This is a genomic window from Pseudomonas sp. MDT1-85 (assembly GCF_054898065.1).
On the sequence record NZ_CM142715.1, the window covers coordinates 3,575,890 to 3,601,815 of the forward strand.

19 protein-coding genes are annotated in these 25,926 nt (G+C 57.8%); 11 read left to right on the top strand and 8 right to left on the bottom strand.

The annotated features are described in order from the left end of the window. Window positions 1-39: 39 nt before the first annotated feature. From pgsA to ACYZT2_RS16115, 5 genes are all read right to left on the bottom strand, one after another. Window positions 40-600 carry a CDP-diacylglycerol--glycerol-3-phosphate 3-phosphatidyltransferase gene (pgsA, locus tag ACYZT2_RS16095; RefSeq protein ID WP_008066866.1) on the bottom strand — a complete coding sequence of 187 codons (561 nt, stop codon included), beginning with the start codon at window positions 598-600 and terminating at the stop codon, window positions 40-42. A gap of 33 nt (window positions 601-633) precedes the next feature. Further along, the gene (uvrC, locus tag ACYZT2_RS16100; RefSeq protein WP_461965503.1) at window positions 634-2,457 is read right to left on the bottom strand and encodes an excinuclease ABC subunit UvrC; all 1,824 of its coding nucleotides are present in this window, start codon (window positions 2,455-2,457) and stop codon (window positions 634-636) included. A 2-nt stretch (window positions 2,458-2,459) separates the two neighbouring features. After that, window positions 2,460-3,101, bottom strand: a complete 642-nt coding sequence (gene gacA, locus ACYZT2_RS16105) for a response regulator transcription factor GacA (RefSeq protein WP_008015884.1) — start codon at window positions 3,099-3,101, stop codon at window positions 2,460-2,462. A 127-nt stretch (window positions 3,102-3,228) separates the two neighbouring features. Next, window positions 3,229-3,672 (bottom strand): GNAT family N-acetyltransferase, encoded by a 444-nt coding sequence (locus ACYZT2_RS16110; RefSeq protein WP_461965505.1) that lies wholly within the window; start codon window positions 3,670-3,672, stop codon window positions 3,229-3,231. Continuing rightward, window positions 3,673-4,431, bottom strand: a complete 759-nt coding sequence (locus tag ACYZT2_RS16115) for a carbon-nitrogen hydrolase family protein (protein ID WP_461965507.1) — start codon at window positions 4,429-4,431, stop codon at window positions 3,673-3,675. A 641-nt stretch (window positions 4,432-5,072) separates the two neighbouring features. Between ACYZT2_RS16115 and ACYZT2_RS16120 the strand changes: the two genes are divergently transcribed. Continuing rightward, entirely contained in the window at window positions 5,073-6,161 is a 1,089-nt protein-coding gene (locus ACYZT2_RS16120; protein WP_461965509.1) for a 3-deoxy-7-phosphoheptulonate synthase, read from the top strand. A 60-nt stretch (window positions 6,162-6,221) separates the two neighbouring features. Here the strand turns inward: ACYZT2_RS16120 and ACYZT2_RS16125 are convergent, their stop codons facing one another. Beyond that, window positions 6,222-7,274, bottom strand: coding sequence for a hypothetical protein (locus ACYZT2_RS16125; RefSeq protein WP_461965511.1), 1,053 nt, complete (start codon window positions 7,272-7,274; stop codon window positions 6,222-6,224). Between the two features lie 339 nt (window positions 7,275-7,613). On the opposite strand from ACYZT2_RS16125, the gene ACYZT2_RS16130 reads away from it, so the two are divergent. The 10 genes from ACYZT2_RS16130 (at window position 7,614) to ACYZT2_RS16175 (ending at window position 20,742) form a co-directional block, all read left to right on the top strand. Continuing rightward, on the top strand, window positions 7,614-8,495 hold the full coding sequence (locus ACYZT2_RS16130; protein WP_461965513.1) for an esterase/lipase family protein: 882 nt from the start codon (window positions 7,614-7,616) through the stop codon (window positions 8,493-8,495). Between the two features lie 149 nt (window positions 8,496-8,644). Beyond that, entirely contained in the window at window positions 8,645-8,926 is a 282-nt protein-coding gene (locus tag ACYZT2_RS16135) for a peptidylprolyl isomerase (RefSeq protein WP_461965515.1), read from the top strand. A 136-nt stretch (window positions 8,927-9,062) separates the two neighbouring features. Further along, window positions 9,063-10,931 (top strand): extracellular solute-binding protein, encoded by a 1,869-nt coding sequence (locus tag ACYZT2_RS16140; RefSeq protein WP_461965517.1) that lies wholly within the window; start codon window positions 9,063-9,065, stop codon window positions 10,929-10,931. Then, window positions 10,931-11,992 (top strand): microcin C ABC transporter permease YejB, encoded by a 1,062-nt coding sequence (locus ACYZT2_RS16145; protein WP_461965519.1) that lies wholly within the window; start codon window positions 10,931-10,933, stop codon window positions 11,990-11,992. Before ACYZT2_RS16140 ends, ACYZT2_RS16145 begins: the two co-directional genes overlap by 1 nt. Continuing rightward, on the top strand, window positions 11,992-13,011 hold the full coding sequence (locus ACYZT2_RS16150) for an ABC transporter permease (RefSeq protein ID WP_461965521.1): 1,020 nt from the start codon (window positions 11,992-11,994) through the stop codon (window positions 13,009-13,011). Before ACYZT2_RS16145 ends, ACYZT2_RS16150 begins: the two co-directional genes overlap by 1 nt. A gap of 27 nt (window positions 13,012-13,038) precedes the next feature. Continuing rightward, a complete protein-coding gene (locus tag ACYZT2_RS16155) occupies window positions 13,039-14,619 on the top strand; it encodes an ABC transporter ATP-binding protein (protein ID WP_461965523.1) in 1,581 nt (526 codons plus the stop codon). 147 nt (window positions 14,620-14,766) lie between these two features. Continuing rightward, window positions 14,767-16,182 carry a sigma-54 interaction domain-containing protein gene (locus tag ACYZT2_RS16160; protein WP_461965525.1) on the top strand — a complete coding sequence of 472 codons (1,416 nt, stop codon included), beginning with the start codon at window positions 14,767-14,769 and terminating at the stop codon, window positions 16,180-16,182. Between the two features lie 286 nt (window positions 16,183-16,468). Beyond that, the gene (locus ACYZT2_RS16165) at window positions 16,469-17,860 is read left to right on the top strand and encodes a GntP family permease (protein ID WP_461965527.1); all 1,392 of its coding nucleotides are present in this window, start codon (window positions 16,469-16,471) and stop codon (window positions 17,858-17,860) included. A 7-nt stretch (window positions 17,861-17,867) separates the two neighbouring features. Then, a complete protein-coding gene (locus tag ACYZT2_RS16170) occupies window positions 17,868-18,641 on the top strand; it encodes a 3-hydroxybutyrate dehydrogenase (protein WP_461965529.1) in 774 nt (257 codons plus the stop codon). A gap of 145 nt (window positions 18,642-18,786) precedes the next feature. Further along, window positions 18,787-20,742: an acetoacetate--CoA ligase gene (locus ACYZT2_RS16175; protein ID WP_461965531.1), complete on the top strand. Its 1,956-nt coding sequence runs from the start codon at window positions 18,787-18,789 to the stop codon at window positions 20,740-20,742. 21 nt (window positions 20,743-20,763) lie between these two features. Here the strand turns inward: ACYZT2_RS16175 and ACYZT2_RS16180 are convergent, their stop codons facing one another. Both ACYZT2_RS16180 and ACYZT2_RS16185 read right to left on the bottom strand, forming a co-directional pair. Continuing rightward, on the bottom strand, window positions 20,764-24,594 hold the full coding sequence (locus ACYZT2_RS16180; RefSeq protein ID WP_461965533.1) for a hypothetical protein: 3,831 nt from the start codon (window positions 24,592-24,594) through the stop codon (window positions 20,764-20,766). A 138-nt stretch (window positions 24,595-24,732) separates the two neighbouring features. Then, the gene (locus ACYZT2_RS16185) at window positions 24,733-25,842 is read right to left on the bottom strand and encodes a PilT/PilU family type 4a pilus ATPase (protein WP_461965535.1); all 1,110 of its coding nucleotides are present in this window, start codon (window positions 25,840-25,842) and stop codon (window positions 24,733-24,735) included. Window positions 25,843-25,926 lie beyond the last annotated feature (84 nt).

Consider the following 25,926-nt stretch of genomic DNA (forward strand, 5'->3'; position numbering starts at 1 on the left):
GAATCCTGATGCCCCGTCAACCCCTTGATTCAAAATAGTTTATTTCTTTTCCACGTCCGTCTTCAGATGCGGCCAGGCAGCCCGCAAGTATTGGACCATGGACCACAACGTCAGGCCAGCGGACACCAGCAGCAAGGCGTAACCCATCAAGACCCAGAAGCTGAAGTCCGAGGGATTGGCCAGCAGGATCACCAGCGCCAGCATTTGCGCCGCGGTTTTCCATTTGCCCAGGTTCGACACCGCAACATGAGCGCGGGCACCGAGTTCGGCCATCCATTCGCGCAGTGCCGAGACGACAATTTCGCGACCGATGATAACGGCGGCCGGTAGCGTGAGCCACAGGTTGCCATGCTCTTGCACCAGCAGAACCAGGGCAACGGCGACCATCAGCTTGTCCGCAACAGGATCGAGGAAGGCCCCGAACGGTGTGCTTTGTTCCAGACGACGGGCCAGATACCCGTCGAGCCAGTCGGTCGCGGCGGCAAATGCGAAGACCGAGGCGGACGCCAAATAGCTCCAGTGGTAAGGCAAATAAAACAGCAAAATGAAGATCGGGATGAGCAGGACGCGTAGAACGGTAATCAGATTAGGGATATTCATCGGCACAACTGGCTACGAGGTGAGTTGGGCATTCTACTCGCTGTGCAGATTTGCATAAATCAACTCTGCGAGCTTTTTGCTGATTCCGGGTGCTTTGGCGATCTCTTCGATGCTGGCACGAGACAGCTCCTGCAATCCACCAAAATGTTTCAATAAATCGCGGCGACGTGTCGGTCCGACACCGGCAACGCCCTCAAGCGTGGACGTGCGGCGAGTTTTCCCACGACGTGCGCGATGCCCGGTAATGGCGAAACGGTGGGCTTCGTCGCGTATCTGCTGGATCAAATGCAGCGCGGGGGAATCGCCGCGCAAGGTGAATTCATGGGCCGCGTCGTTGAGGTACAGGGTTTCAAAACCGGCCTTGCGCGTCGCGCCCTTGGCAACGCCCAGCAAAATCAGGTCGGGCACGGCCAGTTCGTTAAGCACGTCACGGGCCATGGACAGCTGACCTTTACCGCCGTCGACCAGCAGGATGTCCGGTAACTTGCCCTCCCCATCCTTCAATTTGCTGAAGCGTCGGGTCAGGGCCTGGTGCATCGCGGCATAGTCATCGCCCGGCGTAACGCCTTCAATGTTGTAGCGGCGGTAGTCGGATTTGATCGGGCCTTCCGGGCCGAACACCACGCAGGACGCCACAGTGGCTTCGCCGCTGGAATGGCTGATGTCGTAACACTCGAGACGTTGCGGTGGCTCGTCCAGGTTCAGCACTTCGGCCAGCGCATCGAAACGTGCCGCAACGTGTTGCCGATTCGCCAGACGTGCACCTAGCGCTTGCTCGGCATTGGTAACCGCCAATTGCTGCCAGCGCGCTCGTGTGCCGCGCACTCGATGGCTGATGGTCAATTCACGACCGCGCAGCTCTTCGATGGCTGCGATCAGGGTCGGAAAATCTTCGTGAACCACGTTGACGATCAGCTCGCTCGGCAAGTCCCGTTCAGGACTGCTGATGAAGTATTGGCCGAGAAACGCTGCCATGACTTCGGAAACGTCTTCCTCAATACCCACCTGCGGAAAGAAGTTCTTGCTCCCCAACACCCGACCACCGCGCACGCTGATCAAGTGTACGCAGGCGCCACCCGGGTTGACGAACGCCGCAATCACATCGATATCGCCCGTCCCGCCTTCCATGCTCTGCTGGTCCTGGACCCGACGCAGCAATGAGATCTGGTCACGCAATTCGGCGGCGCGCTCGAATTCGAGGTTGACCGCTGCTTCCTCCATGGCCGCAGACAACTCGTCCGCCAGGGCGTTGCTGCGCCCTTCAAGAAACATCACCGAATGGCGTACATCTTCGGCATACAACTCGGGCTCCACCAGCCCCACACACGGCGCCTTGCAGCGTTTGATCTGGTATTGCAGACAAGGTCGAGCGCGGTTCTTGTAAAAGCTGTCTTCACACTGACGAACAAAAAAAGCCTTTTGCAGCAGACTCAGGCTTTCGCGAATCGCCCCGGCGCTGGGATAAGGGCCGAAATATTTACCCTTGGCCTTTTTCGCCCCCCGATGAATGCTCAAGCGTGGGAACTGGCCATCCGAGAGAAAGACGTAAGGGTAGGATTTGTCGTCGCGCAGCAGGATGTTGTAGGGCGGACGCCATTCCTTGATCAGCGTCTGCTCAAGCAGCAAGGCTTCGGTTTCGTTGGCCGTGATGGTGGTTTCGACTTGGGCGATACGGCCCACCAGCGCGGCGGTCTTGGGGGCAAGACCGGCTTTGCGGAAATAGCTCGCCAAACGCTTCTTGAGATTCTTGGCTTTACCAACATAAAGCAGGCGCGCATCGCAGTCGAACATGCGATAGACGCCCGGCCGACCACTGACCGTCGACAGAAAAGCACTTGGATCGAAGATTTCAGTCATTTTCAGAGGCTGGCATCAACCATGCCGTGACGAACCGCCAGCAGCGTCAACTCGACATCGCTGCTGATCGAAAGCTTCTCGAAAATACGGTAACGGTAGGTATTCACTGTTTTTGGCGACAGACACAGTTTGTCGGAAATGATCTGCACCTTCTGACAGCCGACAATCATCAACGCAATCTGGATTTCCCGCTCCGACAACGCGTCGAAGGGCGAATCATTGGTTGGCTGAAACGATTTGATCGCCAATTGCTGCGCAATCTGCGGGCTGATGTAGCGTTGCCCGGCAAACACCAGGCGAATGGCCTGGACCATTTCCGGCAATCCGGCGCCCTTGGTCAGGTAACCCGCGGCACCTGCCTGTAACAGCCGGGTAGGAAACGGATCTTCTTCGCACACGGTGACCGCGACGACTTTGATGTCCGGATGACTGCGCAATAATTTGCGCGTGGCTTCAAGACCGCCGATCCCGGGCATCTTGACGTCCATCAGCACCACATCAGGTTTCAACTCACGTGCTTTAAGCAGGGATTCCTCCCCTGACTCAGCCTGGCCGACTACTTGCAGGCCATCGATGTCAGCCAGCATTCGTGTAATGCCTGTACGAACGAGATCATGGTCATCGACTACTAGCACCCTAATCAAGCAGACACCTCGCGATTTGGTCTTATTGGGTTGCCGGACACCTTAGCAAAAAGCAACTGGCAGACCTAGCGGCAAGCAGCATATAAAAAGTTTCAATTCATCTGGCAAGGCTTGCCACCTGTGTGTTTCAGCGATGCAGCTCATTGATATCACGCTGCATTCTCAGGAAACACTCGTCTTTACCGACCACCTTCAGACCCTTTCTCTCGTAGAGCATTTTCGCCGGATTATTTTCAAAAACAGTCAGACGCAATGACGGGCGTCGTTCCTTGCACGCCATGGCGAATACCTGATCGATCGTCCAGGAACCGGCGCCCTGCCCCTGGTACGCATTTAATAAATGCAATTCGCGGATATACAAGGCTCTAGCGTCTCGGCTCAGACTGACATACCCCATCAATGTGTCATTACACACAATCAGCCAGTTTTCGCGGCCTTCCCAAGCGACGTCGAAGGCATCATCCAGCCACAACAACTCATGTTGAATGTAGTAGCGAAGCATATTTCGACAAGTCAGGTCACGAGCAAAGTCCAGGTCCCGAGACGTTGCCGGACGCAATTCGAAACCCATTCAAGCCTCCGCCACAGCCACGATTTGCCCTTCCCAGCCGTCAGCATTGCGACGAGCAACGACCATAAGGTTCCCCGTACCCGGCGCCGCCACAATCAACGTCCCGTCCGCCGCCCAGATTGCACTGCGCCCTGCCGACTCCCAGCCACCCGTTGCGCCACCATGGTTGGCCATCAGAACCGCCATCGAATGGGTGCAAGCATAGCCTTGCAATAGCGCGGTATCTGGAGCGTAGCCGTTTTCTGTGATCAACACGCCCGCGGCATAAAGATCAGCGCCCTGCCCAGCCGCGGCAGCCGCGTGACTGGCGTGAGAAAAATCGGCGCAGACCGCCAGCGCGACAGTGTCGGTACCGATCTTCAATGTCGAACCGCCCGTTCCCGGGGCAAACGCCACTTCCTCGCCCGCGTGCAAATGTTGCTTGCTGTAAACCCCGAGCGAACCATCGGCGCCCAATACCAGAGCTCCGATCAATATCGGCGAATCGTCCGACAGACGAATCGGCATCCCAACGACACTGGTCACACCGACTTCTCGTGCGAAATCGCGCAGCGGTTGCAGCACCCCCGCGTCTGGCGCTATGGCCAGCTCCGCCGCCAGGCCGCGTTCGTACCCGGTCAGCGATAACTCCGGAAATACCAGCAATTGCACGCCCTGCTCCGCGGCGACCTGCATGAAACGCTGGTGCCGGGCAATATTGTCGGCCAGGTCGCCGGCAATGGAGATCGATTGAGCGGCGGCAATGGTCAGTGTTGTCATGGCTCGTCCTTGTGACGTTGTGGTGGTTGGGCGCAGCGCAAAGTGTGTCACACCCCCCGACGTACTCAAGCGATAGAAAAGCTCATGATCATCGATAGCATTTTCTGATTGAATCCGCGTACCGGCCTCTAGTAAGCTCGGCGCATTCATTGGAGACAGACCATGCTCAACGCCCTCTCACAGCTTCGTACCGTCAGCGCCCCGCGCTCGGTTGCGGCTGCCCGGGCGAATGACGTTTGTGCTTCGGTCAGCTTTTATTTTGGGTATTGGTTTAGCCACTGGCGCGCCTGATACCCATACGGCGCCCACTTTAAACGGGTCGCCACCAGAGAATTCTCAACCCCCGGTCGGCTCCCCGACCGGGGGTTTTGTTTTTTCAGCTCCCTGCATTTAGCTGCATACATTTTTAGCGTCAACCAGACAATTTGAGGATTCACGACATGAACTACGCCACTGATTACCGTTACGACAGTTTTACCGCCTGGCGATTTACCAGCCTCCGCTCGGGACAGCCTGCCGCCTCCGATCGGTCACCCACAGGTGGCAAGCACACACACGCAGCCAATCCGGCCAATTGTCGAACACCCCAGTAGGGCCGAGCGCGCGGGAACGAACCCGCCGCCAGCCCAGGAAGCCCGAATATGAACTCGTCCGTCTCTGCTCTGCCACTGTCCACCCTGAGCCCTGCCAATGAAGCGCTGACCTTGCGTCTGCCCAGCTCATTGCAACTCAAACAGCAATTACCCCTCAGCAATGCCCTGACCCGGCAAGTCGCCGACCACCGTCAGGCGGTTCGCGCGGTCCTCAACGGTGAAGACTCCCGCCTGCTGGTCATCGTCGGTCCGTGCTCGATTCACGACCCACGTTCAGCCCTCGAATACGCCGCCAACCTGGCCCGTCTGTCTGCCCAAGTCAGCGACGAGATGCTGCTGGTGATGCGTGCCTACGTCGAAAAACCCCGCACCACGGTTGGCTGGAAAGGCTTGGCCTACGACCCGCATCTGGATGGCAGCGACGACATGGCGGGCGGTTTGACGCTGTCCCGCGAATTGATGCGCGAAATGCTCCAACTCGGCTTACCCGTTGCCACCGAACTGCTGCAACCCATGGCCGCCGGCTACTTCGACGATTTGCTGAGTTGGGTCGCGATTGGCGCCCGTACCACCGAATCACAGATCCACAGGGAAATGGCCAGCGGCCTGAGCATGCCGGTAGGGTTCAAGAACGGTACCGATGGAGGTGTGGCTATCGCCAGCGACGCCATGCGCTCGGCTGCTCATCCGCATCGCCATTTCGGCGTCGATAGCCAAGGGCACCCTGCAATCATTCAGACACCGGGCAACCCTGACACCCACCTGGTACTGCGTGGCGGCCATCGCGGGCCGAACTATGACCGCGACAGCATCGCCCAAGTGCACAGCGATTTGACCAGACTCAAGATCCCGGCGCGGATCATGGTCGACTGCAGCCACGCTAACAGTGGTAAAGATCCATTGCGTCAGCCAGCCGTGTTCAACGACGTGCTTGAACAGCGCCTGCGAGGTGATCGCTCACTGATCGGCATGATGATTGAGAGTCACCTGTTCGAAGGCTGTCAACCACTGAGCCCGTCGCTGCGTTATGGGGTGTCGGTAACGGACGGCTGCCTTGGCTGGGCCGGGACGGAACAATTATTGTTGCAGGCAGCCGAGCGACTTCGAACGCAACGCCATACTCAACAGCCAGAGTGACCCATCCCCGCCTTCCGGTTTTCAATCGAAAACCGGAAGGCGATCGACGTTAAAACCGATTTATGAGTGCACTTGCACTAACGTGGCTTCGGACTGCTGGCTCACATCGTCGAGACGCTCGACCGAATAAGATACTCGGACCGTCAAGTCCTGATGCTCGCGCCAGAACCTGTAGGGAACGATAAATACCAGCGGTTGACCGGCCATTTCCCTGGAGACTTCACGATCATCGCGATGATTGAAATGCTCACCGTCACATTTCAGATAAACCAGTTCCCCCTCTTCGGCCTGAGCATTGTCGATCACGACGGTGACACCATCGATCGCATCTTGCACATCCAGCCAACCCTCATCGGCTTCCAGCACAGTGGGTGGCAAAAGCGGTTCTCGTTCCAGCGGGCCGATCAACAGTTGTGCAGGCTCCGAGAAACGTGACGCTTGCCCGTTCTGCTCGACGCAGTAGCCGATCGCAACGGCTTCCCCGAGATTGAGTGCAATACAGTCGGGACCCACCCAGAACGACAGTTCGTCGCCGACTGCGAAGGATTCGATTTTCAATGTGTCATTGAAGCTCGCTTGTGGCGTAACACCAGCCCAAGACAGCAAGACTCGATCTCCAGCCGCCATCCGGGCATACGGCCTGATCGTTACGCGTGCGCCTTGCGCGACTCGGTCCGGATCGAGCATGCCGCCCACCGCATCGTTCACAATCACCGGCAGCAAATCTGGCCGGGCATCACCGACGCCCAAATACAAACGCCCGGACTCCACAGGTTCGCAAAGGCGCGCAGTGTAGACAGTGTAATAAACCTCAAGTGACCCGCCGTCCAGCGCGGCGATGTGTACGGCCGATACGCAAAAGACAATTGACCTGCCCACCTGAGCTTCGCTGACAAACCGCGATACCTCATGCCGATACACAACACCCTCTGCATCGATACCTGTCCAGAACATGATCAGTTTGTCTCCGCAGGCCATATCCGGGTAAGGCGCGACGGTGATAATGGCCTTATTGTCGGACGGATCGAGCCTGGCGTTCTCCGCCTGATCCAGCCGTGGCGCCACCAGGCATTGCTCTACAACATTCAAGCTATCTGCTTCATAAGTAGCCATTCATACACTCCAGTCCTTGGAATCAATGCCGCCTTGAGGTCGGCATCGAACGAGGCTTATTGAAACCCGCAGTGCTGATTCGCGCTGCCGGACAATCGCGTCGGCTTGCGCGGTAAAAGGACGTTTCAGAAGTAGGTCATTGCGAGGAAGCTCGCCTTCATCGCTAAAAAGATGTCCGGATATTCCGACCAAGACCTCACGTTCATCCGAACTTTCGTACCATTTCTATTCCGTTTTCATCAGGTTACAGCGGCTTTTTCATACATCGCCGAGCAGGTGGTGTGCTTTAGAGTGCCCCCTTGAGCACACACCTGACCCTACTGCAAAAAAGGAATCTACATGCTACGGAATGCAACCACTCAGTATCCGATCCTGCTGGTCCATGGGCTGTTCGGCTTCGATCGCATCGGCAATCTGGAACTGTTCCATGACGTCAAACTGGCCCTGAGAAGTGCCGGCGCGAGGGTTTTCATCCCTCATCTGTCAGCCACCCACAGCAATGAAACTCGCGGCGAACAACTGTTGGCCCAGATCGATCGGGTGTTGCAAGGAACCGGTGCAAGCAAAGTCAACCTGATCGGTCACAGTCAGGGCGCACTGGCTGCACGGTATGCGGGAGCGCTAGCGCCGGAGGCGGTCGCTTCGGTGACCTCTGTCAGCGGGCCGAACCATGGCTCGGAACTGGCCGACTTTCTGCGCAAGGCGCTGACGCCCGGACGCCTGCCGGAACAGGTCGCCGGAGCGGTGGCCACACTGTTCGCCGACTTCCTGTCGTTGCTCAGTGGCAGCCGACACCTGCCGCAGAACGCCATCGCCGCGCTCAATGCACTGACTACCGAAGGCGTCGGCGCATTCAACGACAAGTACCCTCAAGGGTTACCGAAAACCTGGGGCGGCAAGGGTCGCGAACTGGTGAACGGCGTGCGCTACTATTCCTGGAGCGGCACCCTGCAGGGAAATATTGTCGATGAGGGGCTTCATGCACTCAATCCGCTGCACGGGTTCCTCCGGGCCTTCTCCCACTATTTCACCACCGAAGCCGAGCAGAATGATGGGTTGGTCGGCCGATTCAGCACCCATCTGGGTAAGGTGATCCGTTCGGACTACCCGCTGGATCATCTGGACAGCCTGGGCCAGACAACCGGTCAGGTCCGCCAGGGCATCGACCCGATCTCCCTGTATGTCCAGCATGCCGAACGCTTGAGAAATGCCGGCCTTTAAGCAATGCCAGGATGGCGCGCGGTAGGCGGAACTGATATTGACGGAATTGATATTGACGGAACTCATATTGACGGAACTTTGAGAGAGAAATAGCCCACTGAATCCGGTAGGCTCCGCACTTTATTGAACATTGAATGGAGTATTTTCCCATGGCCAAAGCCACTGCCCGTCACATCCTGGTTTCCAGCGAAAAAAAGTGCAACGAACTCAAAGCCCAGATCGAAGCCGGCGCCGACTTCGCCGAAGTAGCCAAAGACAACTCCACCTGCCCTTCCAGCCGCCAGGGCGGTGACTTGGGTTCGTTCGGCCCGGGCCAGATGGTCAAGGAATTCGACACCGTGGTCTTCAGCGCGCCGATCAACGTGGTGCAAGGCCCGGTCAAGACCCAGTTCGGTTACCACCTGCTGGAAGTGACCAGCCGTCAGGACTGATCAACGCTTTGAGTTTGCTACATAACGGCCCGCCTTTTGGTGGGCCGTTATGTTTTCGTTACGTGATACGGCTGGCGAGGGACGCGCCGCTAGCGTACAAATTGTGGTTATCGACCACCCGGCTCCAAGGCTGACAATGCGACTGGCTTTCCCTACTTTATTGTTCACTGCCGTGGCCCTGTTGCTGAGTGCCGCAGGTGTGAACGCTGCACCGCAACATGCGTTGACCGTGTACGGTGAACCGGCGAAATATCCCGCTGGCTTCAGCCATTTCGCCTACACCAATCCGCAAGCGCCCAAGGGCGGCACGATGCGTCGCTCGGCAATGGAAATCGGTCATTTCGACCATATGCTGCCCTACATCGACAAAGGCACGGGTGTTACGCAGATTGACGGCTTGATCTACTCGCCCCTGGCCCAGCGCTCGCTGGACGAGCCCTATACCGTTTATGGCCTTGTAGCCCAGCAGATGGAGCGTTCCGAGAACGGACTGTCTCTGCGCTTCTATCTGAATCCGAAGGCTCGTTTCGCCGACGGCAAGCCGATCACCGCCGAAGACGTGCGCTACACCTTCAACCTGCTGATGACCCAGGGCAGCCTGCGCTATCGCACGCAATTCGCCGACGTCAAAGGCGTCGAAGTAGAGTCGCCACTCACCATTCGGTTCGACTTCAAAAGCAACGAAAACCGCACCCTGCCCCTCGACATCGCCACTTTGCCGGTATTTCCCGAGCACTGGTGGAAAACCCGCGACTTTGCCAACGGCGGCGGTTACGAGCCGCCACTGGGCAGCGGGCCGTACCGCGTGAACAAGGTCGACTCCGGGCGCAGCATCACCTTCGAGCGTAATGCCGACTGGTGGGGCAAGGATTTACCGGTCAGCCGCGGCCTCTACAACTTCGATCATTTCAGCATCGAGTACTTCGGCGATACCGACGTCGCCCGTCAGGTGCTGCGTGGCGGCGCCTATGACTACAACCGCGAATTCTCCGCCACCGCCTATTCCATCGGCTACGAAAGCCCGGCCCTGAGCGACGGTCGCCTGCAAAAAGCCCACTTGGCCAAAGAGGCACCGCAAACGGCCCAGGGGTTTGTGTTCAACCTGCAAAACCCGATGTTCCAGGACCGCCGAGTGCGTCAGGCCCTGGCCATGCTGTGGGATTTCGAATGGAGCAACCGGCAGATGATGCGCAACATGTACATCCGCCAGCAGAGTTTCTTTTCCAATACCGACCTCGCCGCCCGGCAACTGCCCGATGCAGGTGAACGGGCGATCCTCGAACCGCTGCGCGGGCAGATTCCTGACGAAGTCTTCACCCAGGTCTTTGAAGCACCGGAAACCGATGGCAGCGGCGTGATACGCGATAAACAGTTGCAGGCCCTGAAACTGCTCGAAGAGGCGGGCTGGAAACCCGATGGCGATCAACTGGTCAACGCCAAAGGTCAACCGCTGAGCTTCACCTTCCTGATCAGCCAGAACGGCATGGACCGACTACTGCTGCCTTATAAGCGCACCCTGAAACAAATCGGCATCGACCTGAATATTCGCCACATCGACGCCTCCCAGTACGTAAACCGCCTGATGTCCCGGGATTACGACATGATCGTCACCGGCTACCCGGTTACCACCTCTCCGGGCAACGAGTTGTACAACTATTTTGGCTCGGCGGCGGCCAACGATCCCGGCTCCAACAACTATATGGTGCTGAAGAACCCGGCGGTCGACACGCTGGTCAACGGCCTGGTTCGCGCCACCACCCAGGCTGACATGCTGCGCTACGCCCATGCCCTGGACCGCGTCCTGCAATGGAACTTCTATTGGATTCCCAATTATTACCCGCCGGGCAGCTCGACCGTGTGGTGGAACCGTTTCGGCATTCCCTCTGTGCAAGCGAGCAATGACGAAGCCATCGAGAGTTGGTGGCAAGTGAGTACCACCCCGCTGACCAACCAACAGATGACCGCCGAGCTCATCAAGCGCGGCAAGCCTGGAGGACCGCACTGATGTGGGCTTACGTACTGCGGCGCTTGCTGCTGATCATTCCGACACTGGTGATCATTCTTCTGGTCAATTTCGTTATCGTCCAGGCCGCACCCGGAGGCCCGGTGGAACAAGCCATCGCGCAGTTGCAAGGCATCGGCGGCGCGAATGTCGGCGGCGGTTCCAGCGACGCCGTGCAGGGCAGTTCGCGTGCCAGCCGTGGGCTAGACCCGCAGTTGATCAAAGAGATCGAAAAACAATACGGCTTCGATAAGCCCGCGCCAGAACGCCTGTGGCTGATGCTCAAGAGCTACGCCCGCCTCGACTTCGGCAAGAGCTTTTTCCGCGGCGCCACGGTCACTGACCTGATTCTGGAAAAAATGCCGGTGACCATTTCCCTCGGGCTCTGGGCCACGCTGATCACTTATCTGGTGTCGATCCCTCTGGGCATCCGCAAGGCTGTGCACCATGGCAGCCATTTCGATATCTGGAGCAGCACCGCGATCATCATCGGTTATGCGATGCCGGCGTTCCTGTTCGCGATGCTCCTGATCGTGGTTTTCGCCGGCGGCACCTCGTTGAACTGGTTCCCGGTGCGCGGCCTGGTCTCGGACAACTTCGAGTCGCTGTCGACCCTGGGCAAAATCACCGATTACTTCTGGCACCTGGTGCTGCCGGTGACGGCGCTCGTGGTCGGCGGTTTCGCGACCCTGACCATCCTCACCAAGAACTCCTTCCTCAATGAAATCACTCGCCAGTATGTAGTCACCGCCCGGGCCAAGGGCTTGAGCGAACGCCGGGTGCTTTACGGTCATGTGTTTCGCAACGCCATGCTGCTGGTGGTATCGGGGATTCCGCAGGCGTTCATCAGCGTTTTTTTCGCCGGCTCGCTGTTGATCGAAGTGATTTTTTCCCTCGATGGCCTAGGGCGCATGAGTTACGAAGCTGCGGTGTCACGGGACTATCCGGTGGTATTCGGTTCGCTGTTCATCTTCACCTTGTTCGGCCTGCTGATAAAACTCATCGGCGACCTTTGCTACACCCTGGTCGACCCGCGTATCGACTTCGCCGCGAGGAACGCCTGATGTTCAAGCTCTCGCCGCTGGGCCGTCGTCGTTTCGAGCGTTTCAAGAAAAACCGCCGGGGCTGGTGGTCGCTGTGGTTGTTTATCGGCCTGTTCCTGCTGACTCTGGGCGGCGAACTGATCGCCAACGACAAACCGCTGCTGGTCAGCTATCAGGGCTCGCTGTATTTCCCGGCGTTCAAACGCCACACCGAGCAGGAGTTTGGCGGGCAACTGCCGTTCCAGGCCGACTACCGCAGCGATTACGTGCGCAAGCTGATTCACAAGGATGGCTGGATGCTGTTCCCACCGATTCCATTCAGCGACGACACGCCCAATTACGACCTCAATCAACCGGCGCCGAGCCCGCCGTCGAAGGTCAACTGGCTGGGCACCGACGATCAGGCCCGCGACGTGTTGGCCCGGGTGATTTTCGGCGCGAGGGTGTCGATTCTGTTCGCACTGGCGCTGACCTTCGTCAGTGCGTTGATCGGCATTGCCGCCGGTGCGCTGCAAGGCTATTACGGCGGCTGGGTCGACCTGCTCGGTCAGCGCTTGCTGGAAGTCTGGTCGGGGCTGCCGGTGCTGTACTTGTTGATCATTCTGTCGGGCTTCGTTGAACCGAATTTCTGGTGGCTGCTGGGGATCATGGCGCTGTTTTCCTGGCTGGCCCTGGTGGACGTGGTGCGCGCCGAGTTCCTGCGCGGGCGCAACCTCGAATACGTCAAAGCCGCCCGTGCGCTGGGCCTGACCGACCGCAAGGTGATCGTGCGGCACATTCTGCCGAACGCGATGAACGCCACCCTGAGTTATCTGCCGTTCATTCTGACCGGGGCGATTTCTACCCTCACGGCGCTGGACTTCCTCGGCTTCGGCATGCCGGCCGGCAGTGCGTCCCTGGGCGAATTGATCGGTCAAGGCAAGCAGAACCTGCAAGCACCGTGGCTAGGTTTGACGGCTTTCTTCACCTTGGCGTTGATCCTTTCTTTATTAGTGTTCATTGGCGAAGCGTTGCGTGATGCCTTTGATCCACGCTCTTGATCGATAACCATGACGCGGACTATTGATATGACTGACAACCTGATCGAAATCCGTGACCTCAACGTGGCCTTCAGCGGCCAGACCGTGGTGCGCAACCTGTGCCTGGACATTCGCCCCGGCGAGTGCCTGGCGCTGGTCGGCGAGTCGGGGTGCGGCAAGTCGGTGACCGCCCACTCGATTCTGCAACTGCTGCCCGAGACCGACACTCAAACCACCGGCAGCATTCGCTATCGCGGCCAGGAATTGATCGGCGCCGACATCAAGGTTTTGCGTGAGCTGCGCGGCAACCGGATCGCGATGATCTTCCAGGAGCCGATGAGTTCCCTCAATCCGTTGCACAGCATTGAAAAGCAGATCGGCGAAACCCTGCTACTGCATAAAGGGCTGGGCGGCAAAGCGGCGCAAGCGCGGATTCTCGAGTTGCTGCAACTGGTGGGCATCCAGAAACCCGAAGAGCGGCTCAAGGCCTATCCCCATCAATTGTCCGGCGGACAGCGGCAACGGGTGATGATCGCCATGGCGCTGGCCTGCGAGCCGGAGTTACTGATCGCCGACGAGCCGACCACCGCGCTGGATGTGACGGTGCAGCGCAAGATTCTGTTGCTACTCAAATCGCTGCAAAAGCGGCTCGGCATGTCGCTGCTGCTGATCAGCCACGACCTCAATCTGGTGCGCAGCATTGCTCAGCGAGTGTGCGTGATGCACGCCGGGGAAATTGTCGAGCAGGCGCCCTGCGAAACACTGTTCACCGAGCCGAAACACCCTTACAGTTGCGTGCTGCTGAACGCCGAACCGGAAGGTGAACCCCTATCCCGGGACGAGCGTGAAAAGGTCCTGGAAGTGAACAATTTGCAGGTTCGGTTCGCCATCGGTGGAGGCCTGTTTCAGCGTAAAACTTACCTGCGCGCGGTGGACGGCATCAGCCTGAATGTTCAGCGCGGCAAGACCTTGGGCATCGTCGGCGAGTCCGGATCGGGCAAGTCCACGCTCGGTCAGGCGATCCTGCGCTTGCTCGATTCCGAAGGCAGTATTCGCTTTCAGGGTGAGGCGCTGGATGGCTTGACGCAAAAGCAGCTGCGGCCGTGGCGCAAGAAGATGCAGGTGGTGTTCCAGGACCCCTTCGGCAGCCTCAGCCCGCGAATGTCGGTGGCGCAGATCATCAGTGAAGGCCTTGAGGTTCACAGCCAGTCCACCCCTGACGAATGCGAAGCACAGGTGATCCGTGTACTGGAAGAAGTCGGCCTCGACCCGCAAAGCCGTCATCGCTACCCGCATGAATTCTCCGGCGGCCAACGCCAGCGCATCGCCATCGCCCGCGCGCTGGTGCTGAAACCGGCGCTGATCCTGCTCGACGAACCGACCTCGGCGCTGGATCGCACGGTGCAAAAACAAGTGGTCGCCTTGCTCCGTCAGCTTCAGGAGAAACATGGCCTGACTTACCTGTTCATCAGTCACGATCTGGCGGTGGTGCGCGCCCTGGCCCACGACATGATCGTGATCAAGGATGGCAAAGTGGTGGAAAGCGGTGCCAGCCACGACGTGTTCGACTCGCCGCAGCATCCGTATACCAAAGAGCTGTTGGCGGCGGCGCATCCGGGGTGGGCATAATCTGTGTCATGCAGTTGGAGCGCGTCGCGGCTTTCGCGAGCAGGCTCGCTCCCACAGGGGATTTGTGAACGACACATATCCCCTGTGGGAGCGAGCCTGCTCGCGATGAGGCCCGCACAGACAACAAACATTCTGGACATGAAGCCCATGAACACCACCGAAAACCTCAAGGATTACCAGCGCGTTCGCACCCTGGCGATCCGCTCGCTGTTCGAAATCATCGAGCAATCGAGCGAGGGCACGGTGATTGTCGACCGCGATGCGAACATCGTCTGGATGAACGAGCGTTATGCCCGGCGCTTCGGTCTCGACTCGGCCGCAGGTGCGATCGGCAGGGCCTGTGAAAGCGTGATCCCCGGCAGCCTGTTGCGCGATGTGGTGCGCACCGGACGGCCAATCCTGCTGGACATGCAGGACACCCCCAAGGAACCGCTGGTGGTGATGCGCCTGCCGATTCACGACGTTGCCGGCGCAGTGATCGGCGCCATCGGTTTTGCCCTGTTCGATGAATTGCGCAGCCTGTCGCCGATGCTCAAGCGCTACCTGAGCATGCAGGAAGAACTGGCCTCCACCCGTTCGCTGCTGCGGGCGCGGCAGACCAAGTACAACTTCGCCCATTTCATCGGCACCAGCGCCGCCAGCCTGGAAGTCAAACGCCGCGCCCGGCGTAGCGCCAGTGCCGAGTCACCGGTGTTGTTGCTCGGCGAAACCGGTACCGGCAAGGAACTGCTGGCCCAGGCGATTCACGGTGCCTCGCCTCGGGCGCACAAAGCTTTCGTCAGTATCAACAGCGCGGCGATTCCCGAATCGCTGCTGGAAGCCGAATTCTTCGGCACAGCGCCCGGCGCGTTCACCGGCGCTGATCGCAAGGGTCGCACCGGCAAGTTGCAAATCGCTCAGGGCGGCACGCTGTTTCTCGATGAGATCGGCGACATGCCGCTGCCGCTGCAAAGCAAGTTGCTGCGGGTGTTGCAGGAAAAGGAATTCGAGCCGGTGGGCTCCAACGAAGTTATTCAAAGCGATGTGCGGGTGATCGCAGCCACCTCCACCGATCTGGAAGCGGCGATCAAACGCGGCGAGTTTCGTGCCGATCTGTATTACCGCCTCAACGTGCTGCCGATTCAGGTCCCGCCCCTGCGTGATCGACTCGACGACCTGCCAGCCCTCAGCGAAGCGATCCTCGAGGAGCTGCGCAGTCAGCACGAACTGAACCCCGAAGCCCTGGATTTGTTGGGTCAACACGCCTGGCCGGGGAATATTCGTGAACTGCGCAACGTGCTGGAACGCGCGGCGTTGCTCAGTGATGACTTGATGCTGAACGCGGCGGATATCCGCGCGGCGATTGGCAGTTTTACCCCGGTGCAGCGTGTGGCGCCTCCGGCCATCGAGCCGGTTGCCCATGAAACCTTCAGTGAGGCTCGCGAACGGTTTGATCGGCAGTTGATAGAATCCGCCCTCGCGCAATGCGGCGGGAAGGTTATCGAAGCAGCGGCGCGGTTGGGGCTGGGGCGGTCGACGTTGTACAAGAAGATGGTGGCGTTGGGGATTGCAGAATCTCCATAAAGAGACATGGATCTCTATTGGTAGATATGGCCTCTTCGCGGGCAAGCCTCGCTCCTACAGGGTGGTGCAATGGCGCAAAATACCCCCCATCCCGTAGGAGCGAGGTTTGCCCGCGAAAGCGTCAGCCCAGCCAGCAAAAATCTCAATACAGAGACGAAAATCTACACTACCCTCTCACAAATCAATAATTCCTTTTAATTTCAATAACTTATCTTCTGGCACGAAACTCGCTATAGCCCTTCCCACAAAGCTTCACCTACAAAAATAACAATCCAGGAGACACACCATGAGTGTGATCATTGCCTTGGCAGCTCTCACGCTGCTGATGGTGGCTGCTTACCGTGGCTACAGCGTTATCCTCTTTGCCCCGATCGCCGCCCTCGGCGCCGTCCTGCTCACCGACCCTTCCGCCGTTGCCCCAGTCTTCACCGGGGTGTTCATGGAAAAAATGGTCGGCTTCGTCAAACTGTATTTCCCGGTGTTCCTGCTTGGTGCCGTGTTCGGCAAGCTGATTGAGTTGTCGGGCTTCTCGCGCTCCATTGTCGCAGCGGCAATTCGTTTGCTCGGCACTCGCCAGGCGATGCTGGTGATCGTGCTGGTCTGCGCCCTGCTTACTTACGGCGGCGTATCGCTGTTTGTGGTGGTGTTTGCGGTCTACCCGTTTGCCGCCGAGATGTTCCGCCAGAGCAATATTCCCAAACGCCTGATCCCGGCGACCATTGCCCTCGGCGCATTTTCGTTCACCATGGACGCCCTGCCCGGTACGCCGCAGATCCAGAACATCATCCCCAGCACCTTCTTCAACACCACCGCCTGGGCGGCACCGTGGCTGGGAGTGATCGGCACGATTTTCGTGTTCAGCGCCGGTATGTTGTTCCTTCAGAGCCAGCGCAACAAGGCCCAGCGCAGCGGTGAGGGATACGGCTCAGCGTTGCGCAACGAGCCGGAAACCGCGCCGGACATCAAGCTGCCTAATCCATGGATCGCGCTGTCGCCGCTGTTGATGGTGGGCCTGATGAACCTGCTGTTCACCCGCTGGATTCCAGAGTGGTACGGCAAGACTCACAGCCTTTCGCTGCCGGGCATGGCAGCGCCCGTGACCACCGACATCGCCAAACTGACAGCGATCTGGGCGGTTCAGGCAGCCTTGCTGGTGGGCATCGTCATGGTGCTGGTGTTCGCCTTTCAGACGATTCGCGGCAAGTTGGCCGAAGGCAGTAGAAGTGCGGTCAGCGGCGCGCTGCTGGCAGCGATGAACACCGCATCGGAATACGGTTTCGGTGCGGTGATCGCCTCGCTACCGGGTTTTCTGGTGCTGTCCGGCTGGCTCAAAAGCATTCCCAACCCGCTGGTCAACGAAGCGATTACCGTGACCCTGTTGGCCGGCATCACCGGTTCGGCGTCGGGTGGCATGAGTATCGCCCTGGCGGCGATGTCCGAGACGTTCATCAGCGCCGCCCACGCCGCCAATATTCCATTGGAAGTGCTGCACCGGGTCGCCGCGATGGCCAGTGGCGGCATGGACACCCTGCCGCACAACGGCGCGGTGATTACTTTGCTGGCGGTTACCGGTTTGACCCACCGCGAGGCCTACAAAGACATTTTCTGTATTACGCTGATCAAGACACTCGCTGTTTTTGTGGTGATCGGTACTTACTACGCCACTGGCATTGTGTGAGGTATTCATGACGACTCTTTCGGGCAAGACCGCACTGGTCACCGGTTCCACCAGCGGCATCGGTCTGGGGATCGCCCTGAGCCTGGCCAAGGTTGGCGCCAATTTGATTCTCAATGGTTTCGGCGATGTCTCCAGGGTGATTGCCGAAGTCGAACAATTCGGTGGCAAGGTAGGCCATCACCCCGCCGACGTCAGCGACCCGGCGCAGATCGCCGAGATGATCGAGTACGCCAAGCGTGAGTTCGGCGGCGTGGATATCCTAGTCAACAACGCCGGCATCCAGCACGTGGCGTCGGTGGAAGATTTTCCGGTGGAGCGCTGGGATTCGATCATGGCGATCAACCTGTCGTCGGTGTTTCATAGCACCCGTTTGAGCCTGCCGGGCATGCGCACCAAGGGCTGGGGACGGATCATCAACATCGCTTCGGTGCATGGCCAGGTCGGTTCGGTGGGCAAGGCGGCGTACGTTGCGGCCAAGCATGGCGTGATCGGCCTGACCAAAGTGGTCGGCCTGGAAACCGCTACGACGAACGTCACCTGCAACGCCATCTGCCCGGGTTGGGTGCTGACGCCGCTGGTGCAGAAGCAGATCGATGATCGCGCCGCGACCGGGATCGACCCGCAGCAGGCACAACATGATTTGCTGGCCGAGAAGCAGCCATCCCTGGAGTTCGTGACGCCGCCGCAGCTGGGAGAGTTGGTGCTGTTTTTATGCAGCGAAGCCGGAAGCCAGGTGCGTGGTGCTGCGTGGAATATTGATGGTGGGTGGTTGGCGCAGTAACCTGCCGCCAGCCCCTGTGGCGAGGGAGCTTGCTCCCGTTCGGCTGCGAAGCAGTCGTAAATCGGTTTTGGGACAGCTTCGCTGTCCAGCGGGAGCAAGCTCCCTCGCCACAGTAGACTGTGTACACATAAGAAGAGGCCAAGCCATGTCCGACATCCTCTGGCAACCCGGCACCGAGCGCATCGGCAAGTCCCGCATGGAGGCCTTCCGGCGCTTCGTCAATCATCGACATTCCCTTGATATCGCCGGCTACCCTGCCCTGCACCAATGGAGCATCGATCAGCGGGCAGCTTTCTGGCAGGCCATCGTCGATTTCTTCGACATCCGTTTTCACGATCAACCGGACGCGGTGCTGATAGAGGGCGAACAAATGCCCAGCGCCCAGTGGTTCCCCGGCGCCACGCTGAATTTCGCCGAACACCTGCTGCGCCGTCGCGACGATGCCGTGGCGGTGGTGGCCATCGGCGAAAACGGCCAACGGGAACAACTGACCTGGGCCGAACTGGCGAGCCATGTCGCCGGTTTTCAAAACGGCCTGAAAGCCGCCGGTGTCGGCCCTGGCGACCGGGTGGCCGCGTGCATGCCGAACACCTGGCAAACACTGGTGGCGATGCTTGCCACCACCAGTCTGGGCGCGATCTGGTCCTGTTCATCACCCGACTTCGGTACCCACGGAGTGATCGACCGCTTCGGCCAGATCGAGCCGAAAGTGCTGATCACCTGCGCCGGTTACCGCTACACCGGCAAAGAGATCGACCAGACCGCCAAGGTTAATGAAATTCTCGGGCAACTGCCGTCCTTGCAGCAGTTGATCGTTGTGCCTTACGCACGCCCCCAGGCGCGCATCGAAGACTTCCGCAGCCAGGCCAACGTGACACTGTGGGACGATTTCTACGACCCGGGCGGCGAGCCGCAATTCGTTCCCGTGCCCTTCGCTCATCCGCTGTACATCCTCTATTCCAGTGGCACTACCGGCGTGCCCAAGTGCATTGTTCACAGCACCGGCGGCGTGCTGCTGCAACACGTCAAGGAACATGGCCTGCACACCGATCTCGGCGCCGGCGACCGCTTGTTCTACTACACCACCTGCGGCTGGATGATGTGGAACTGGCTGGTCTCGGCCCTGGCAGTCGACAGCGCCGTGGTGCTATACGACGGCTCGCCATTTCATCCAGGTTCGGAGCGTTTGATCGATCTGATCGACGACGAACGCATCAACGTCTTCGGCACCAGCCCCAAATTCCTCACCTCGCTGGAAAGCAATGGCATGAAGCCGTGCGAAAGTCATGATCTGAGCAGCCTTAAAACCGTGCTGTCGACCGGTTCCGCGCTGTCGCCGCAAAGCTTCGATTATGTCTACCGCGCGTTCAAGTCCGACTTGTGCCTGTCCTCGATGTCCGGGGGCACCGACATCGTTTCGTGCTTTGTGATTGGCAACCCAGTGCTGCCGGTACGCCGTGGCGAGATGCAGTGCAAGAGCCTGGGCATGGCGGTCGAAGTCTGGAACGACGCCGGGCAGCCTGTGATCGGGGAAAAAGGCGAGCTGGTGTGCACCCGCCATTTTCCGGCCATGCCCATCGGTTTGTGGCATGACCCAGACGGGGAGAAGCTGCGAAAGTCCTATTTCAGCCTGTTCCCCGGCGTCTGGGCCCAGGGCGATTACGCCGAGCAACTGCCCCATGGAGGGATGCTGATCCACGGCCGCTCGGATGCGGTGCTAAACCCCGGCGGCGTCCGCATCGGCACGGCGGAAATCTATCGTCAGGTGGAGAAAGTCCCGCAGGTGCTGGACAGCGTCGCCATCGGTCAGCAATGGCAGGATGACGTGCGAGTAGTGCTGTTCGTGAAGTTGCGCGACGGTGTCGAGCTGGACGAAGCGCTGCAACAACAGATTCGCCAGGTTATCCGCGCCAACACCACACCACGGCATGTGCCGGCGAAGATTGTCGAAGTCACGGATATTCCGCGGACCATCAGCGGCAAAGTGGTCGAGCTGGCGGTGAGGAATGTGGTACATGGCCAGAAAGTGAAGAACACCGATGCACTGGCCAATCCCGAAGCGCTGGAGCAGTTTCGGGATCGACCAGAGCTCAGCACTTAAAATTATGCGTGTGGGATTATGTTATTGAACATGCGCGCCAGGCCTCGGCGCATCAACAACAAGGGTGTTCAGTGTAATGAGTACCGGCTCGATAATTGCGTCGTCGCCACTCGCATCCAGCGCGGCGCGCAGGCTAGTCATATTGTTTTCATAGGTGCCTTTGTCTGTTCTTAGCTGGCTCAGCAACGAGGTGGCCACAGCCAGTGAGTCAGCATTTTCAAAGGCTTTGGCACCGGGGTGACAGGCGGTGCCCTCATCTGTAACAGGAAGACGCCCAGATGCAAGGTTCAGTAGCGCAGCCACGTCCAGCAACTGTCCACTGCCAGCGTCGCCCCCAGCGTCATGGGCATAGCCGACATCATTGGTCTGCGCACTGCCATGAAACAGCTCATGAATCAAGTCATCTGCAACGACGTCATGGTTGAAACCCAGACCAACGAAGTGCCTGTTGAGATTGGGAGTATAGATTTCGATGAACGGCGTATCGGATTGTCCGGTTGCGCCTTTCCATCGGTTGTAAGCATCCGCATTGAAAGCAGCAATGTTGTCAGTGTCCTTGAACGGATCGAGGACAAAGTTGCTCATGGAAACGCCTGCAACGTCTGCCCTGACCAATCTCAGATAATCGAGGAACCGGTTGAATGCAGCGCTCGAGTTGTTTCCCAACAGTATTTTGATGACGGCGTTGCGTTCTGCCGTGAAGTCATTGCGGGTCAATACCTGAATCGCGTTGTCGATTTTTGCACGCGCCCGCGGCAAGCTTTGCTCAATGAATTGCCGGGTATAACTGATGGGCAATGTCTTATTGTTGCGTGGCAACCGGACAGGTGCCACAAAGGTAAAGTTGCTCAGTTTTGGGCCCCAGGGTTTACCAAATCGATCCAGGGCATACCATTGGAAATTACTACGCGCCGCCAACACGGTGAGCGCGCTATCGGTTGCACCACGGGGCCGCCAGGTTCCCTGTCCGGTAGGTGCGCTATTGGCTGCACGGATCAGGTCGTAGCTTTTATGACTGCCATGAAGGTTGCCCAACTGGGATTTCGCCTGTCCGAGGAGCTCTATAGCTTGCCTGTTAAAGCGCAGCGCTCCCTTGTGGATGAGTTTTCCGGCTCCGAACAGCGCCGTCGGTACGCCATCCACGGGATTGAACAGAGATATGGACGTCGCGAAAGCGAGCTTGGTCAGGCGGGCGGCTTTGGACGCCACAGAGATAGCCTTGGCCGAGATGCTCAGCGCTTTGGCCCCAGCCCCCACAAAGGCCCCTCCCAATGCAATGGCATCCATGACGCAACCATAGATGCCGTCTACCACCCGATTAGCCTCTGCGGATGATATATCTTCAATGCACTTTTTAAAGGGTACGACCAGGTCGACAAAGTAAGTTGCTATTTTTTCGCCCTTTGCTCGCTCACGTTCAAGCTCTGTGGGTACGGTAGCGACTTGCTCAAGTTCTTCAAGCGTTATGATCGGATGGTTATTGACGATAAACTCGGCCATTCGAACAAGCTGCGGATTACTAAAGTTTTTATAAATGCTTCGCTCAACCTTTGTCGGTTCGGCAGCCGCAGGGAGCTCACCCATTTTTTCAATAATCGCCAGACCAGTATCGGCATAAGTATCGGCTAAGACGCCTAAAGCATATTCACCAAAACTAATCCGTAGCGCTTCTAGAGGCATGGGCAGGCTCTGTGCCTTCAGATCACCGTTAAAATCCATTCTGGCGGGGGCGTTGAACTTTCCGTTTTGGGTTATCAGCGCCCCAAGCGCATTGTTTTTACGTAATTCACCTCGTAACGTAAACAGTTCATAGCACGTCACCGTGCTTCCATGAGAAACACACATCACAATCCCGAAGCGCCCCTTGGCAGCATCTTTGCCTTGCTGGGTTTCATAGTCCCTCTCAAAGGTGAGCGGCCCACCCAAACGACTCGAAGATGTCTCTAACGCGCTACTGCGAACGGTAAAAAAGGTGACCTTTCCTTTAAGGAAGGCTTCCAGGTCATCAGGGAACATGTTTGAAAGAGCCAACCTCACATTCGCAACCAGCGAACTGTTCAGATTGACTAAATAATCCCGCAATTGACGGTGAAACTCATTATTATTGGGTCGCAGACGCCGCAACCGCTGAAACTCTTCGTGAATGCTGACTGCCGAGGGATCATGTTGGTTTGGAACTTTATAACCGGTGACAGCGGCATGCAAATTTGGCGTATTGGAAATATGTTTGTCGGGAAAAACACCACGCCGATCCCACTCCCCTCCCACCAAGTCACCCGACATATGTAAGTCGACCATGGACATGGCAGTAGGTGATGCATAAAGACCGGGGCGCTGATGAAGAGTTTTTTCTTCCAGGAAGTCACAAAGTGGCGCGGCGTCTTCCAACGCCTCCCGTGCAATATTTCTTCTGTCGGGCAGCGCGCGGGCCACCTGTGTGAAGTTTTCCGTGTACCCCTGGAACGCAGTTATCGCTCGCTCCGTGGTTTGCATTTCCGCTTGAGTGAGTTCCATCGTCGTCACGATGCCATTAAGCAACGCCCAGTCAACGACTGGATCGATCATCGCCAGATCCCGCAGTCGTGCCTGTGCTTCACTGAGGGGCTCCAGTTCGGCATACGCCATGATTTGCGCATACGTCATCACACGCGCAGCCCCCTTCCTGACGGTTTCCACCAGTGCTACTCCATGACAGAAGCTTACCCAGCCAACCGAACCCATCGTCAGCGACGACGGAATTCCCTTGACCAAAAACTCTGGAGCGATTCCCGCCAGTAGCAGATGCGTCGCCAATGGGGCCAAAGCAAAATCAACCGATTGTTTGGCACGGAGAAATGCTTGCAGCTCCTCGAGAACGACCGACGATGGGCGTTCAACGTTGCTCGGTGCATACAAGCCAAACCCGCCGACACTCTTTCGACGTTGGGTGCTACCAATGGACGGCTCCAGATCCAGCAAAATGGCCGTTATCAACAGCTGCCCGATATCTTGAGCAGCAACAACCTGTTCGGGCTTTGCGCCAAACCAATCCAGTTTTTCCAGATACTTCTTGGCGAATGCCTGTGAAAAAGAATGGTTTACCAACTCGACGATCCGTTCGGCGGTATTATCCTGTGTTACTGCGCCCCCCTTTGTTTTACGGTACAGCGTATCCAGCAGTTTGTTGCCTGGACTGAGACTTTGGGCAGTAACTTGACGAATGGCGGCGCACTGTTCCGCGGACAACGCGACCAATAATAGATCATCCGTATCAAGTTGCCCCCAATAGTTGCCCAGCTCGTCGACTGCAGGATCAAACTCAAAATAACCGATCAGATTTTTTGTTTGCGTCGCATTTTCCGGAGCTTTCAGATCATGAAACTTTAGCCACTGATCGAGCGTCACATTGTTATCCAGCCAGATAAAGCCACCCGCCTCTTTTGCAATATCCGTCAACACCGCCAGGGAATAACGGGTTGACTCGCTATATTGGAAATACCCAGCTGCAACGAGATCTATCCATCCTGAATCCCCATACACTTCCAGCTTGCCGGAATGGGTGATACGGATAAGACCGTCGTGATCCCGGATACCCGACTGGACAATCGCACTGGATACGGGCGACGTCCTGAGCAGGTCGTTAAACAAAACACTACCGGGCACATAGACTTCAGATAACGAAGACCCCACCTGCAATTCCAGTTCATAACCATACCAGTTGATTGACTGACCACCGGAATACTTGTCCAGAGCGCTTTTTAGCTCACGCAGTACTAATTCCCGCTCCGTAGCGTCTGATTCCGATCGTAGTTGCTGCTCCTTAATGGCAGTGACAGACGACTGATAAATTTTGTTTTTAAATACAGCACTCATAATTCAACTTAACCTAATTAACTAACTGACCATTTCAGAGAGCAAAGTCTTACTTCCCAGCACGAAACAAGCCAGCAAGAATTTATGAGCAGTCATTTCCAACTGTCCAACTAACCCACCAATAAGTTCGTCAACAGATTACTCCATCAACCCCCATTCGCCAGAAGATGAAACAGCCGCCAAAGTTCCGTCCCCATGAAGTTTCAGGCGCAACTTCAAGTTATTGACCGAGTCCGCGTGTTTTAACGCTTCATCCTCGCTGACCACCCCTTCCACTACCAACGCATATAGCGCGCCATCGAAGGTTTGCATGCCCATCTCCGCGGACTTTTCCATGATTGCCTTGAGTTCACCCAGTTCGTTGCGCCGAATCAGATCGCCAACGGTCGGCGTTCCCAGCATCACCTCCACCGCCGCCCGGCGCTGCCCATCGCGGGTCCGCACCAGACGCTGGGAAACGAAGGCCTTGAGGTTATTGCCCAGGTCATGGAGCAGTTGCGTCCGGCGCTCTTCGGGAAAGAAGTTAATCACGCGGTCCAGCGCTTGATTGGCGTTGTGCGCATGCAAAGTGGAAATTACCAGATGGCCGGTATCGGCAAATGCCAGAGCATGCTCCATAGTCTCGCGGTCACGGATCTCGCCGATCAACACCACGTCCGGCGCTTGGCGCAGGGTGTTTTTCAACGCCGCATGAAAACTGCGGGTGTCGACGCCGACCTCGCGCTGGTTGACGATCGACTTCTTGTGCCGATGGATAAACTCGACCGGGTCTTCGATGGTGATGATATGGCCGCTGCTGTGACGGTTGCGGTAATCGATCAGCGCCGCCAGCGAGGTCGACTTGCCCGAACCGGTCGAGCCGACGAACAGTATCAGCCCTTGTTTGAGCATCACGGTTTCGAGCAGCACCGGTGGCAGCTTGAGGTCTTCGAAGCGCGGAATGTCGAGTTTGATGTTGCGCGCCACGATAGACACATCGTTGCGCTGCTTGAAGATATTGAGCCGAAAGCGTCCGACACCGGTCAGGGAAAGCGCCAGGTTCATTTCCAGTTCGCGATCGAACTCCAGGCGCTGTTCGGCGTCCATGATGGACGCGGCAATGGCGGCGATTTCTCCGGGCTTGAACGGTTGCTCGGCCAGGGGCTTAAGCACACCGTCGAATCGCGCGCTGGGTGGCGCGCCCGTGGACAGGTAAAGATCGGAGCCATTGCGGCTGGCCAGAATCTGCAACAGTGCGTCGATTTCCATGGCAAAAAGCACCCGCGAAGCATTCAAATTGAAAAAAATGACCCAAAACGGATCATTCAGCGTCTACCACCCTGCAAGGATAGT

Bases quoted from the DNA above. Each gene is read 5' to 3' on its own strand.
- ACYZT2_RS16160 (WP_461965525.1), top strand. From the start codon at position 14,767: ATGAACACCACCGAAAACCTCAAGGATTACCAGCGCGTTCGCACCCTG.
- ACYZT2_RS16155 (WP_461965523.1), top strand. From the start codon at position 13,039: ATGACTGACAACCTGATCGAAATCCGTGACCTCAACGTGGCCTTCAGC.
- ACYZT2_RS16185 (WP_461965535.1), bottom strand. From the start codon at position 25,842: ATGGAAATCGACGCACTGTTGCAGATTCTGGCCAGCCGCAATGGCTCC.
- ACYZT2_RS16135 (WP_461965515.1), top strand. From the start codon at position 8,645: ATGGCCAAAGCCACTGCCCGTCACATCCTGGTTTCCAGCGAAAAAAAG.
- ACYZT2_RS16145 (WP_461965519.1), top strand. From the start codon at position 10,931: ATGTGGGCTTACGTACTGCGGCGCTTGCTGCTGATCATTCCGACACTG.
- pgsA (WP_008066866.1), bottom strand. From the start codon at position 600: ATGAATATCCCTAATCTGATTACCGTTCTACGCGTCCTGCTCATCCCG.
- ACYZT2_RS16130 (WP_461965513.1), top strand. From the start codon at position 7,614: ATGCTACGGAATGCAACCACTCAGTATCCGATCCTGCTGGTCCATGGG.
- ACYZT2_RS16140 (WP_461965517.1), top strand. From the start codon at position 9,063: ATGCGACTGGCTTTCCCTACTTTATTGTTCACTGCCGTGGCCCTGTTG.
- ACYZT2_RS16175 (WP_461965531.1), top strand. From the start codon at position 18,787: ATGTCCGACATCCTCTGGCAACCCGGCACCGAGCGCATCGGCAAGTCC.
- ACYZT2_RS16170 (WP_461965529.1), top strand. From the start codon at position 17,868: ATGACGACTCTTTCGGGCAAGACCGCACTGGTCACCGGTTCCACCAGC.
- ACYZT2_RS16115 (WP_461965507.1), bottom strand. From the start codon at position 4,431: ATGACAACACTGACCATTGCCGCCGCTCAATCGATCTCCATTGCCGGC.
- ACYZT2_RS16125 (WP_461965511.1), bottom strand. From the start codon at position 7,274: ATGGCTACTTATGAAGCAGATAGCTTGAATGTTGTAGAGCAATGCCTG.
- ACYZT2_RS16110 (WP_461965505.1), bottom strand. From the start codon at position 3,672: ATGGGTTTCGAATTGCGTCCGGCAACGTCTCGGGACCTGGACTTTGCT.
- ACYZT2_RS16150 (WP_461965521.1), top strand. From the start codon at position 11,992: ATGTTCAAGCTCTCGCCGCTGGGCCGTCGTCGTTTCGAGCGTTTCAAG.
- uvrC (WP_461965503.1), bottom strand. From the start codon at position 2,457: ATGACTGAAATCTTCGATCCAAGTGCTTTTCTGTCGACGGTCAGTGGT.
- ACYZT2_RS16180 (WP_461965533.1), bottom strand. From the start codon at position 24,594: ATGAGTGCTGTATTTAAAAACAAAATTTATCAGTCGTCTGTCACTGCC.
- ACYZT2_RS16120 (WP_461965509.1), top strand. From the start codon at position 5,073: ATGAACTCGTCCGTCTCTGCTCTGCCACTGTCCACCCTGAGCCCTGCC.
- ACYZT2_RS16165 (WP_461965527.1), top strand. From the start codon at position 16,469: ATGAGTGTGATCATTGCCTTGGCAGCTCTCACGCTGCTGATGGTGGCT.